Annotated in this window: 12 protein-coding genes; 9 read left to right on the top strand and 3 right to left on the bottom strand. The window is 64.2% G+C overall.

Annotated elements, in window-relative coordinates:
• Positions 1–151: 151 nt before the first annotated feature.
• The 6 genes from AB7245_RS04580 to AB7245_RS04605 all read left to right on the top strand — a co-directional run bounded on the left by AB7245_RS04580 (position 152) and on the right by AB7245_RS04605 (position 6,957).
• Positions 152–1,900: a type I secretion system permease/ATPase gene (locus AB7245_RS04580; RefSeq protein ID WP_085403449.1), complete on the top strand. Its 1,749-nt coding sequence runs from the start codon at positions 152–154 to the stop codon at positions 1,898–1,900.
• Positions 1,897–3,231, top strand: a complete 1,335-nt coding sequence (locus AB7245_RS04585; protein WP_085403450.1) for an HlyD family type I secretion periplasmic adaptor subunit — start codon at positions 1,897–1,899, stop codon at positions 3,229–3,231. The genes AB7245_RS04580 and AB7245_RS04585 overlap by 4 nt, the downstream gene beginning before the upstream one ends.
• 215 nt (positions 3,232–3,446) lie before the next feature.
• Positions 3,447–4,916, top strand: coding sequence for an AMP nucleosidase (locus tag AB7245_RS04590; protein ID WP_167768239.1), 1,470 nt, complete (start codon positions 3,447–3,449; stop codon positions 4,914–4,916).
• Between the two features lie 120 nt (positions 4,917–5,036).
• On the top strand, positions 5,037–5,654 hold the full coding sequence (locus tag AB7245_RS04595) for a tetratricopeptide repeat protein (RefSeq protein ID WP_085403452.1): 618 nt from the start codon (positions 5,037–5,039) through the stop codon (positions 5,652–5,654).
• Between the two features lie 135 nt (positions 5,655–5,789).
• Entirely contained in the window at positions 5,790–6,065 is a 276-nt protein-coding gene (locus tag AB7245_RS04600) for a DUF1488 family protein (RefSeq protein WP_063980827.1), read from the top strand.
• 67 nt (positions 6,066–6,132) lie between these two features.
• Entirely contained in the window at positions 6,133–6,957 is an 825-nt protein-coding gene (locus AB7245_RS04605) for a hypothetical protein (RefSeq protein ID WP_135216240.1), read from the top strand.
• Positions 6,958–6,986: 29 nt separating this feature from the next.
• Here AB7245_RS04605 and AB7245_RS04610 read toward each other — a convergent pair whose 3' ends face one another.
• Both AB7245_RS04610 and AB7245_RS04615 read right to left on the bottom strand, forming a co-directional pair.
• Positions 6,987–7,973 carry an alpha/beta hydrolase family protein gene (locus AB7245_RS04610; protein WP_439033906.1) on the bottom strand — a complete coding sequence of 329 codons (987 nt, stop codon included), beginning with the start codon at positions 7,971–7,973 and terminating at the stop codon, positions 6,987–6,989.
• Positions 7,974–8,078: 105 nt separating this feature from the next.
• Entirely contained in the window at positions 8,079–8,561 is a 483-nt protein-coding gene (locus AB7245_RS04615; RefSeq protein ID WP_085403454.1) for a CinA family protein, read from the bottom strand.
• A 141-nt stretch (positions 8,562–8,702) separates the two neighbouring features.
• Here AB7245_RS04615 and AB7245_RS04620 point away from each other — a divergent pair, with 141 nt between their 5' ends.
• From AB7245_RS04620 to AB7245_RS04630, 3 genes are read left to right on the top strand one after another with little or no spacing between them, the layout of a single operon-like run.
• Complete coding sequence (locus AB7245_RS04620; protein ID WP_167768238.1) at positions 8,703–9,761, top strand: amidohydrolase family protein; 1,059 nt, start codon at positions 8,703–8,705, stop codon at positions 9,759–9,761.
• A gap of 24 nt (positions 9,762–9,785) precedes the next feature.
• Complete coding sequence (locus AB7245_RS04625) at positions 9,786–10,895, top strand: amidohydrolase family protein (RefSeq protein WP_085403456.1); 1,110 nt, start codon at positions 9,786–9,788, stop codon at positions 10,893–10,895.
• A complete protein-coding gene (locus AB7245_RS04630; protein WP_028149261.1) occupies positions 10,895–11,308 on the top strand; it encodes a Rieske (2Fe-2S) protein in 414 nt (137 codons plus the stop codon). The genes AB7245_RS04625 and AB7245_RS04630 overlap by 1 nt, the downstream gene beginning before the upstream one ends.
• 135 nt (positions 11,309–11,443) lie before the next feature.
• Here AB7245_RS04630 and AB7245_RS04635 read toward each other — a convergent pair whose 3' ends face one another.
• Positions 11,444–12,775 carry an MFS transporter gene (locus tag AB7245_RS04635; RefSeq protein ID WP_071916835.1) on the bottom strand — a complete coding sequence of 444 codons (1,332 nt, stop codon included), beginning with the start codon at positions 12,773–12,775 and terminating at the stop codon, positions 11,444–11,446.
• Positions 12,776–12,906 lie beyond the last annotated feature (131 nt).

Consider the following 12,906-nt stretch of genomic DNA (forward strand, 5'->3'; position numbering starts at 1 on the left):
GAGGCCGTCAGGGGTAGAGGTGGCCTATCAGGGACCTGGATTAATTCGACCGCGTTCGTCGCGGGGGAATACGATGTTAATCCAGGTCGCGTACCCCTGAACGACCTAGGAAATCAGGGGCGTTGCCCCTTACCCGAAAGAGATCAGACTGATGGCAGCCGTACCCGGCGTCCGCCGTTCAGAGCTCGGTGACGCCTTGCGTGCTTGTCGCACGGCGTTCGTCGGCGTCGGCTTGATGAGCTGCATGATCAACCTGCTCTATCTGACTGGGTCGATCTTCATGCTGGAGGTCTACGACCGGGTTCTGCCGAGCCGCAGCGTTCCGACTCTCGTCGGCCTGATCATCATCGCCAGCTTCCTCTATATGGCGCAGGGCATGCTCGACATGATCCGAAACCGGATCCTGGGGCGGATCGGCACGGCGCTTGATGAAGCCCTCAACAAGCGCGTGTTCGACACCGTCGTGCGCCTGCCGCTCCTGGTCGGCAGCCGCAACGAGGGCCTGCAGCCGCTGCGCGACCTCGACAATGTCCGCTCGTTCCTCGGCGGCATGGGCCCGAGCGCGTTCTTCGACCTGCCCTGGCTGCCGCTCTATCTCGCCATCTGCTTCGCCTTCCACGTCATGATCGGCCTCACCGCTCTGGTCGGCGCCATCATCCTGGTCGGGCTGACGCTGGTCACCGAATTCATGTCCCGCCAGCCGGCGAAGGACGCGATGGGCCTCGCCGCCCAGCGCAACGATCTCGCCGCCTCCAGCCGGCGCAACGCCGAAGTCATGGTCTCGATGGGCATGACCGGCCGGATGAACCAGCGCTGGAGCGAAGCCAACGAAAAATACCTCGACGGCAATCAGCGTGCGAGCGACGTCGCCGGCGGCCTCGGTGCGGTCGCAAAAGTGCTGCGCATGATGCTGCAATCGGCCGTGCTCGCAGTCGGCGCCTATCTCGTCATCCACCAGGAAGCGACCGCAGGCATCATCATTGCCGGCTCGATCCTCTCCGCCCGCGCGCTCGCGCCGGTCGATCTCGCCATCGCGCACTGGAAATCCTTTGTCGCGGCACGTCAGAGCTGGCAGCGCCTCACGCGCCTGCTGGAGCAGATGCCGCCGCAGACGATGCCGACCCAGTTGCAGGCGCCCACCAGTCGTCTGTCGGTCGAAGGCATCGCCATGGTGCCGCCGGGCGATCAGCGCCTCATCGTGCAGGACGTCAGCTTCGCGCTCACCGCCGGCAATGGCCTCGGCGTGATCGGGCCGAGCGGCTCCGGTAAATCGTCGCTGATCCGCGCGCTTGTCGGCGTCTGGCATCCGGTCCGTGGCAAGGTGCGGCTCGACGGCGCGGCGCTCGACCAGTGGGCCTCCGACATGCTCGGCCGCCACATCGGCTATCTGCCGCAGGACGTCGAATTGTTCGGCGGCACCATCGCGCAGAACATCAGCCGTTTCGATCCCGAGGCCACCTCTGACGGCATCATTTCCGCGGCGAAGGAAGCCGGCGTGCACGAGATGATCATCAAGATGCGCGAGGGCTACAACACGCAGGTCGGCGAGCAGGGCACCGCGCTCTCCGCGGGCCAGGCGCAGCGCGTGGCGCTGGCGCGCGCGCTCTACGGCAGCCCGTTCCTGATCGTGCTCGACGAGCCAAATTCCAATCTCGACACCGAAGGCGACGAGGCGCTGACCCGCGCGATCCGCAGCGCGCGCGAGCGCGGCGCCATCGTCATCGTGGTGGCGCATCGCCCGATCGGCGTCGAGGCGGTCGACCAGATCCTGGTGCTGCGCGACGGCCGTATGCAGGCGTTCGGGCCGAAGGAGCAGGTGCTTGCCCAGGTGCTCCAGCCGCGCGTGACGCCGCCGGCACCGATCAAGATCGTCAGCGAAGGCGGAGTGCCCAAGTCATGAGCACGATGGCTATCGGCGGCAGGAAGCCCGCCGCGAAGAGGACCGTGCGGGATTCCATCAGGTTTCATCTGATGCTCGGGCTGGCCATCGTGCTGGCCCTCGTCATCGGTCTCGGCGGCTGGGCGTCGACGGTGCTGATCTCGGGAGCCCTGATCGCGCCGGGCCAGGTCGTGGTCGAATCCAACGTCAAGAAGGTACAGCATCCGACCGGCGGCGTGGTCGGCGAGCTGCGTGCCCGCGACGGCGACGTGGTCAAGGCCGGCGATATCGTGGTGCGGCTCGACGACACGGTCACCAAGGCGAACCTCGCCATCGTCACCAAGAATCTCGACGCCGCGCTGGCGCGCACGGCGCGGCTCCAGGCCGAGCAGCGCGGTGTCGACAAGATCGAGTTTCCGCAATCGCTCCTCGATCGCGGCAACGATCCCGACGTCAAGAACCTGCTCTCCGCCGAAACCAAGTTGTTCGACGTCCGCGTCAATGGCCGCGCCGGGCAGAAGGCGCAGCTCCGCGAGCGTGTCCAGCAGCTCAACGAGGAGATCGAAGGACTCTCCGCGCAGGAAAAGGCCAAGGACAGGGAGATCGTCCTGGTGCAGCAGGAGCTGGTCGGTGTCCGCGATCTCTACGAGAAGCACCTGGTGCAGATCTCGCGCCTGACCACGCTGGAACGCGACAGCGCCCGCCTCAACGGCGAGCGCGCGCAATACATCGCCTCGCGCGCGCAGGCCAAGGGCAAGATCACCGAGACCGAGCTCCAGATCATCCAGGTCGACAAGGACATGGTGAGCGAGGTCTCCAAGGATCTGCGCGAGACCAACGACAAGATCGGTGAAATGATCGAGCGCAAGGTCGCCGCCGAAGACCAGCTCCGCCGCGTCGATATCCGTGCGCCGCAGGACGGCATGGTGCTGCAATCGACGGTGCATACCGTCGGCGGCGTCGTCACCGCCGGCGATGCGCTCATGCTGATCGTGCCGCAGGCGGACGATCTCCAGGTCGAGGCCAAGGTCAATCCTGTCGATATCGACAAGCTCCAGATCGGCCAGAAGACGCTGCTGCGCCTGTCCGCGTTCAACCAGCGCACCACGCCCGAGCTCAACGGCGTCGTCAGCCGCGTTTCGCCCGACGTCACCACCGACCAGCGCACCGGCCAGAGCTACTACACCATCCGCGTGTCGATGTCCCCGGAAGAGGTCGCCAAGCTCGGCGACTCCAAGCTGATCCCCGGCATGCCGGCGGAAGCCTTCGTCCAGACCGGCGACCGCACCATGCTGTCCTATCTGATGAAGCCGCTGCACGACCAGCTGATGCGGGCCTTCCGCGAGAAGTGACGCGCGAAAGCGCGTCGTCCCGGAGCGCGCTTAGCGCGCATCCGGGATCTCGGGCGACATACGCGATCTCGTAGGGTGGGCAAAGGCGCAACGCGCCGTGCCCACCGCTCTTCGTGCGATGATCAAGATGGTGGGCACGCTCCGCTTTGCCCACCCTACAGCACCTTCTTCTTTGCTATAGTTCGACTCAAGCCCAGCAACCCGGCGGTCGAACAATGCAGTCCCCACCCTCCATCGCCACCAAATCCTTCACCGACGCCGTCCTCGCCGTCGCCCGCCTCGAGGAAATCTACGAGCGCAACACGAAATTCCTGCGCGACCGGTTCGAGGCCTATGTCAACGGCGAGGCGATCACGACGCGGGTGCGGGCCTATTATCCCTTCGTCCGCGTCACCACCGCGACGTATGCGCGGCTGGACTCGCGTCTGGCCTACGGCTTCGTCGCCGGCCCCGGCGTGCACGAGACCAGCGTCACGCGGCCGGATCTGTTCCGCGCCTATCTCACCGAGCAGATCGGATTGTTGATCCAGAACCACGGCGTTCCCGTCGAGATCGGCGAATCCGCCGAGTCGATCCCGATCCACTTCGCCTATCGCCGCGACATCAACATCGAAGCCGCCATCACCACCAGCGAGAATTCCCTTGTGACGCGATCGCTGCGCGATGCGTTCGACGTGCCCGACCTCGCCACCATGGACGATTCGATCGCCGACGGCACCTTCGAACTCCAGCCAGGCGCGCCCGAGCCGTTGTCATTGTTTCGCGCCGCCCGTGTCGATTATTCGTTGCGGCGGCTCTATCACTACACCGGCACCGATCCGGAGCATTTCCAGAATTTCGTGATCTTCACCAACTACCAGTTCTATGTCGATGCCTTCGCGCAGCTCTGCCAGCAGCGGCTGCAGTCCGGCGAAGCCGGCCTCGAAGCCTTCGTCGCGCCCGGCAATGTGATCACGGGCAGCGGCGGCGCAACCAGCGGGGTGGCGCCTGCCCGCGCGCCGCAGATGCCGGCTTTCCATCTGGTCGCGCCTGGCTATCGCGGCATCACCCTGATCAACATCGGCACCGGCCCGTCGAACGCGCGCAACGTCACGGATCACGTCGCAGTGCTGCGCCCACATGCCTGGCTGATGCTCGGCCATTGCGCAGGCCTGCGCAACACGCAGCGGCTCGGCGACTACGTGCTTGCCCACGGCTATGTACGCGAGGACCACGTGCTCGACCGCGAGCTGCCGCTCTGGGTGCCGATCCCGGCACTGGCCGAGATGCAGGTCGCGCTCGAACAGGCGGTCGAGGACGTCACCGGCCTCGAAGGTTTCGAGCTGAAGCGCCTGATGCGCACGGGCACCGTCGCGAGTGTCGACAACCGCAACTGGGAGATCTCGGGGCCCGAGGTGATCCGCCGCATGTCGCAGTCGCGCGCGGTCGCGCTCGACATGGAATCGGCCGCGATCGCCGCCAACGGCTACCGCTTCCGCGTTCCCTACGGCACGCTGCTGTGCGTCTCCGACAAGCCGCTGCATGGCGAGATCAAGCTCGCGGGCATGGCCAGCGAATTCTACCGCCGCCGCGTCGGCCAGCATCTCGAGATCGGCCTGAAGGCGCTGGAGCGGCTCAAGCAGCAGGAATCGGAACGGCTGCATTCGCGAAAGCTGCGAAGCTTCGCCGAGGTCGCGTTCCAGTAAAGGACAACGTGACTGTCGTACGAACGCTGACGTCTCTGTGAGCACAGTGTCCCGGAATATCGCGGCCGACGCAGGGTTATCACGTCGTCCGGGGCCGCTTGAACAGGACAGGAGGCAGACATGATCATAGCGATGATCAGGCTCGTCACGCTCGGTACATTTGCGGCAGTACTGTTGAGCTCGCCGGCCTTTGCCGCCGGCGGCGGCGGTGGTGGCGGCGGGGGCGGCATCAGCTCCACCGATCCCTATGCCGGAGCCTATGCGGATCCGAGGCCGCAGCCGCAGCCAGTCTACCCGAAACGCTGGGGCACCAAGGCGACACACAAAGGCAGGAAGCCGAACAACCAGTCCAGTATCGGCGATCCCGCTTTCGCGGCCGGCTACCGCGTGGCTTATGACACCATCTACGAGCGCAACGACTATGCGACCGCGATCGCGGAATTAAAATCGCTCGGCCATGACGACCATCCGAACGTCGCCAACCTCATCGGCTATTCCTACCGCAAGCTCGGCGACTACGAGCAGTCGCAGGTCTGGTACGAGCGCGCGTTGAAGGCAGATCCGAACCACGTATTGACGTGGCAGTATTACGGGTTGTGGCAGCTCGAGCGGGGTAACCGCGAGCAGGCGCTCTATCATCTCAGCCGGATCGCTGCGATCTGCGGGACGGATTGTGAGGAGTATCGATCGCTGGCCGCGGCACTCGACAAGCCGACCGGCACGGCGCTCGCCTACTGACGCTGGAGCCGGGCCGACCGACGGAAGCTCGCTGTTGATGAACATCGCATGACAGCGATGCCTCCTGGCGCGGATGGTGACAAAGCGCCAGATTTTCAGCATTGTCCCGTTCGGGGGCGCGAACGGGACAATTGAATGCCGCTGTCGCGCGACAGGATCATCGGCCACGACCTCGAACGGTTGGCCTTTCGCTTCACGATGATGCGTGAGGATGAGGTCGTGCATTGCCAGATCAGCGATGCCGCGATGGACGAGCTCGCGGGCATGCAGGGCACCGAGAGCAGCGCGCGCCAGGCGCAGTTCCTATCCCTGCGTGAGACCATCGAGCGGCTCGCGTCGGATATCTATGACGAAGCGCCGCGGGTCCAGGGATATGTGGTGCGGATCTTCATGCGGCATCTGGCAAGATAGCAGGGCATCCGCGCAACTCGCCACGGCTGCGAAAGGATTCATTAAGGGCAGCCTGTAGTTGCAATGGATGGCGGTGACCCGGCGTGAGATGATCTCTCGCGGTAACCCACACCAAAACTCTCACATGACCAGAAGATCAATCCTGCTGCTCGTCGTCGTCGCCCTGCTGGCCGGAAACCTGGCATATGCGAGCCTCTCCGGGCCGAGCGCGTTTGCGCGCGATTTCGATCAGAACATCGCGCGCTTCCCTTTGGCCGCGTCGATTGCCCGCAGCGATCCCGCGCTCAGGGCGGTCTTCCTTCGGGAGACCGAAGAGGCCTTCAACGAGGGCGGATGGTCCGCCGCCAATGGTGCACTCAACATGATCCTGGCGAGCGAGATGGAAGTCTATGCCGACGACGAGCACATCAATGCCCTGGACCGGGCGGAACTGGCGACCCTCCTGAAGCTCGCGAGCAACCCGTTGGCTTGCAAGTCCTATCTGTTGGCCGGTTCCCAGCGCGGTGAGTTTACGGACGCAGCGCAAGAGGTTGCGGATCTTGGTGCGGCACATGGGGCGGCGATCGCAAACGGCTTCGAACGCAGGATGAAGGGTGTTGCCCGGACGCAGGCGAGCGACGCTGAAATCGCAGCGGTCGAAACGCAATTGCGTCTGGGGCCATTCGCGGAGCTCACCCGGCAGGAGCTTGGCGCCCAGTCGAGATACCTCGGCGGCAACGCCGCTCTGATGTGCAGCGCGGCGACCAAGAAGCAGCTCAATCTGCTTTCAATGGACAGTGCCGACTCGGCCTCCGCCTCGCGCAAGCGGAGAGCCGGGAATTACAACATCGATGTCGTCGAGGTTCGCGCGAAGCTATGCCGCGAGCCCGGCAACGGCTTGTCCTGCTCTTAGGCCGGCGCGGCGCCGGGCCGTGGGCCGCGTTACGGCTTGGCGCTTTCGGCGAAATACTTGCGGAAGAACGCAACGACATCTGTGTGAAGCCGTCGGTGGAAATCGACGCGATCGAAATCCGGCGCATCGGTGCAGACGGCGGGCGCCTCCCGGGCGTCCTTTGGGGTGCAGGTCGCGAGGAAGGAAAAATGCCGGGCATTGTCCACGAAATGGTAGTCCGGCTTGATCGGAAGCCTTTGATTGATCGCTGCCGCACAGCATCCGGATAGACCATCGGCATTCTGCGCGGGGTCAGAACTCCACAATTGAACCGGCACTGTTATCGCTTTCAGATTCTCCTCCGGGAAGACGAACACCGGATAGGGATCGATGATGACTGCGGCCTTGACGCGCCTATCATGGGTCGTCGGCTGATCAGGAAGCTCGCCGCTTTCGAGCTGCTTGCACGCCTTCAGGCTGGAGGTCTCGCAATTTGGCAATCCCTTGCGCAGATCGGGATTGCCGCCGATGACGACGAGGCCGGTGTAACCGCCAAACGAAAACCCGTAGAGCCCGATGCGCTGAGGATCGATGCGGGATGCGTCCGGCCACCCGTCCAGCATATAGTCGATGAGCCGGCTCATATCCGTGGGGCGCTCGACGAGAACCGAAAGACTGTCGGTGCGGCTGGTGTCACGCATGGTGTCGCCGGGATGATCGAGCGCCGCCACGACGAACCCGGCATCGGCCAAAGCCGCGGCGGTGTCATGGTGACCGCCGAACCATCCTCGGCGGCCGTGCGACATCACGATGAGTGGAAGCTTTTCTCCGGTGACCGGACATGCGGGCACGGCGAAGAAGGTGGCGCCACGCGCATCCATCTCGCGAGGTGGCTCTGCACACGGAGTCCAGACCAGCAATCGGATTGCCGGTCCCGCCGGACCGGCAGGAATGTCGAAGTTTCTGACCCCGGCGGCTTGCGCCGTCGTTATCCCAAGGACGAGCAGGGCAGCGAAGACGAACGCAGGAAGTTGCATCATTGCTCCTATCGCGCCTGGGCGGTGACGCGCTCGCTCATGCGCCGGCACGACGGTCAGTCCGGCAAGAGATGGGGAGCGCGTGCGGTTCCCATGTGAGGGCGTTCACCCCTCCAGCTTCCGCAGCAACAGCTTCAGCGCGGTGGCAGCAAACACCTGCATGTTCGCAAACCGGTCGTTGTTGCCCGTCTCCAGCGTGATCACCTCCGCCGCAGGGCCAGCGACGGCCATGCAACTGTGCCCGGCGGCGTCGCCGTAGCGGTTGCCGGTGGGGCCGGCGGCGCCGGTTTCGGACAGGCCCCAGTCGCAGCTGAAGCGGCTGCGCATCTGTTCGGCGAGGAGCCTCGCATATGGCTCCGACGAGGAACGAAAGCCCTTCATTCCTTCGTCCGAAATATCCATCAGCTCACGCCTGGCATCGCGGGTGTAGACCACGGCGCCGCCGAGGAAATAGGCGGAGGCGCCGGGCACCGCGAGCAGGCTGGCCGAGATCAGGCCGCCGGTCGAGGATTCAGCCACTGCAATGGTCTGTTTGCGCGCGATTAGTCGGGCCGCAACCTGTTCCGCAATGCCGACGAGCTCTTTCATCCCTTTAACCTCTCAGTCCTCGCAACGGAGCTGTGCCTTCCTAGCATATGACAGCGGCCTTGGCCGAGTTGCGGGCGACGGGCAGGCCTGCTTGAATGGTGGGCAAGACAAAACGTGACGAGGAAACGTGAAGGAGACGTGATGGCGTCCCTGATCGCCGGCGGGGTGGATTGCGACGTGCATCCGGCCGTGCCGCATCTGACCAGCCTGCTGCCGTACCTGAATGACTATTGGCGCGATCAGGTGACGACGCGCGGCATGGTCGACCTTGTCTCGCAATCCTATCCGCAGAACTCGCCGATCGTTGCGCGTCCCGATTGGCGGCCGGAAACCGGCAAGCCCGGCGCAAGCCTGGAGGACATGCAGCGCCATCTGCTCGAACCCTTCCAGCTTAAGCACGCCATCTGCAATCCACTCTACGGCGTGCAGATGGTGTTTTCGGAAGATTTGCAGGCCGCCTTCTGCCGCGCGTTGAACGAGTGGCTGGTGAAGGAATGGCTCGATCGCGATTCACGGCTGCGTGGTTCGATCGTGATCCCCACGCAAAGTGTCGAGAAAGCCGTCGCCGAGATCGAGCGCTGCGCACAGGACCGCCGCTTCGTGCAGGTGCTGATGCTGGTCATGGGCGACACGCCGCTCGGCAAGCGCGCGCTGTGGCCGATCTACGAAGCGGCGGAACGGCTCCAGCTGCCCGTCGGGATTCACGCCGGTTCCGCCTATCACAATCCGCCGACTGCCGTGGGCTGGGGTTCCTATCACATCGAGGATTATGTCGGTCAGGCCCAGGCGTTCCAGACTCAGCTCACCAGTCTGATCGTCGAGGGCGTGTTCGCCAAATATCCGCAGCTGAAAATGGTCATGCTCGAATCCGGCGTCTCCTGGATCTCCCCTTTTCTCTGGCGCCTGCACAAGTTCTGGCGCGGGGTGCGAATGGAGACGCCATGGATCGATCGCGCGCCGCTCGACATTGTGCGCAGCAACATCCGGTTCTCTTTACAGCCATTTGATGCGCCGCCGGAACCTGAGACATTAATTCGCCTGTTTGATCATATGCAGTCCGACGAATTGGTTCTATTCTCCACGGACTATCCGCACTGGCAATTCGACGGCCAGGACGCGCTGCCCGAGGGCCTCACCCCCGATCTCGTGCGCAAGATCATGATCGAAAATCCGCATGCGACCTATCCCCGCCTGACTTAGCCCGCTGCCAAAGGAGGCAAGGCGATGAACGTCCAATTCCGCGAGAGCACCGAAGCCGCTTCCCCACTGACCGTCAAAACCGCAATCGCGGACTGCGACATCCATCCGGCACGCGCCACCCGCACCGAGCTCTATCCTTATCTGGCGAAACGCTGGCAGCATCATCTCGAAGTCTACGGCGTCCATGCCTATCAGGGCATGATGGAAGGCCCGCCCTATCCGAAGGCCCAGCCCAACGCCTCGCGTCGCGACGCCTATCCGCCGGAAGGCGGGCCGCAGGGCTCTTCGTTGTCCTTCATGCGGAAGCAGCTGCTCGATCCCAACAACGTGGAACTCGGCGTGCTCAATCCGCTCAACACCGGGCAGGGCATCCGCAATCACGAGCTTTCGGCGGCGCTGTGCTCGGCGATCAACGACTGGCAGATCGACAAATGGACCAGCAAGGACAAGCGTCTGAAGGCGTCCATTGTCGTCGGCAATGAGGACGGCCTGTCGGCCGCCGCTGAGATCCGCGAGCGCGCCGGCGACAAGAATTTCGTGCAGGTGCTGCTGCTCAGCCGCAATGTCGAGCCGCTCGGCCAGCGCCGTTACTGGCCGATCTATCAGGCCGCGGAAGAGGCAGGGCTTCCCGTCGGCGTGCACGCTTTCGGCTTCGGCGGCAATCCGATCACGCCGTCCGGCTGGCCTTCCTATTACATCGAGGAGATGGTGGGCCACTCGCAGTGTCAGCAATCGGCGCTGGCGAGCCTTGTCTTGGAAGGCGTGTTCGAGCGCTTTCCGAAGCTGAAGATGGTGATGATCGAGGCTGGCTTCGGCTGGGCCCCGTCGCTCGCCTGGCGGCTCGACAAGGTCTGGCACCGGCTGCGCAGCGAAGTGCCGCATGTGAAGCGGCCGCCGTCGGAATATATCCGCGAGCAGGTGTGGTGGACCACGCAGCCGATGGAGGACCCGGAGCGGCGCGAGGATCTGTTCGACGTCATCAAATGGATCGGCTGGGACCGACTGCTGTTCGCGACCGACTATCCGCATTGGGACTATGACGAGCCGTCGCGCGTGCTGCCGGCGGGCGTCAGCGACGCCAACCGCGAAGCGTTCTATCTCGGCAATGCGCGCAAGCTCTATGGGATTGCTTGATGGCGCGGCACGTGATTGCGGCGGTGGATGAGCTTCCGCCGGGCACGCGAAAATTTCTGGAGATCGACGGACGGCCGATCGCGGTCTTCAACATCAAGGGCGAGTATTTCGGCCTGATGAACCGCTGCCCGCATCAGGGCGCCGCGCTGTGCGAGGGCCCGCTGATCGGGCTCGCGCAATCAAAGGATCCCGGCGAGATCGAATACACCAAGCTCGGCGAGATCATCCGCTGCCCCTGGCACGGTTGGGAGTTCGACATCCGCACCGGCCAGTCCTATTGCGACCCCCGCCGCTTCCGCGTGAAGGCCTATCCGGCGCATGTCGAGCCGGGTGCGAGTGTGGTGAAGGGCCCGTATGTCGCCGAGACCATCCCGGTGAAGGTCGAGAGCGATTACGTGGTGGTGGAGCTTTAGGTTGCTGTCATTCCGGGGCGATGCGAAGCATCGAGCTCTGATGCGCAATTGCGCATCGGAGAATCCACCGTGCCGCAAGAATGTTGGGAGAAATGGATTCCGGGTTCGCCTCTTCGAGGCGCCCCGGAATGACCATCAGTGGCTCACCGCCGGCGCCGCTTCACCGGTCGCATCGTACGTCGTCACCGCTTGGCGGCCACCGCGATAGACGATCGATGCGGCAATGATGCCAAGCGCAGCGGCGAACATCAGCCAGAAGCCGGGTGAGGCTTTGTTGCCGGTGTAGTCGATCAGCAAGGTCGAGGCGAATGGCGTGAACGTGCCGAACAGCGCGGCGGCGAGCGCGAAGGCCAGCGAGAAGCAGGTGGTGCGGACATGCGCCGGCACGATCTCGACGAGAGCACCGAGCATGGTGCCGCTGTACATGCCGAAATAGAACGAGAACAACATCTCGACCGCGAGCAGTTTGCCGAAAGTCGGCGCGGCGACCAGCCAGGACAGTGCCGGGTAGGCGGTGACGAGCGCCAGGCCGGCGATGGCGAGCAGTACCGGCTTGCGGCCGATGCGATCGGACAGCGCGCCGCCGACGGGATTCCAGAAGAAGTTGGTCACGGCGACGAGCAGCGTCACGAGCAGTGCGTCCTGCGTCGAGAGCTTCAGCACCGTCTTGCCGAAGGTCGGCGTGTACACGGTGACGAAGTAGAATGTCGTCGTGGTCAGGACCGCGATCATCATGCCGAGGATGACGATGCGCCAGTTGGCGAGCGCGGAGGCGAACACCTCGTTTGCCGTCGGGTGCTTCTTCATGGCGAGGAAGGCCGGCGTTTCCTCGAGCGTCCGCCGCAGCATGAAGATCAGGGGAATGATGAGGCAACCGACGAAGAAGGGAATGCGCCAGCCCCAGGCGGTCACGACGTCCGCCGGCATCACCTCGGACAGGATGAAGCCGAGGATCGAGGCCACGAAGATCGCGACCTGCTGGCTCGACGACTGGAACGAGGTGTAGAAGCCGCGATTGCCGGGCGTGGAGATCTCCGCGAGATAGACCGAGACGCCGCCGAGCTCGACGCCGGCGGAGAAGCCCTGCAGCAGGCGGCCGATCAGCACGATGACGGGCGCCGCGATGCCGATGGTCGCATAGCTCGGGCAGAACGCGATCACGACGGTGCCGATGGCCATGATGCCGAGCGTGACGATCAGGCCCTGGCGGCGGCCGATGCGGTCGATGTAGGCGCCGAGCACGATCGCGCCGACGGGGCGCATCAGCGCGCCGAGCCAGAACACGCCAAAAGTGTTGAGCAGCGAGGCTGTCTCGTTACTGGAGGGAAAGAACGCCTTGCCGATGGCGGCGGCATAGAAGCCGAACAGGAAGAAATCGAACTGCTCGAGAAAATTGCCGGAGGTGGCGCGCAGGATCGCGCCGATGCGCGACTTGATCTCGGGCGGATTGGTTGCTGGTCCAGCCATGACGTTTCTCCCCTGGAAGGCGCGGCCGGACCGGAACTCATTTCACGGCAAGGCATCAGATTGTCGGCTGCGACAATCTGTCCTACCCCTCTCGCGCGGGGCGCGGCGAGTCAATCGATTTCACCGGGGAA

Origin of the sequence: Bradyrhizobium sp. 604_D8_N2_3 (genome assembly GCF_051810765.1) — a bacterium.
Taxonomy (GTDB): Bacteria; Pseudomonadota; Alphaproteobacteria; order Rhizobiales; family Xanthobacteraceae; genus Bradyrhizobium; species Bradyrhizobium barranii.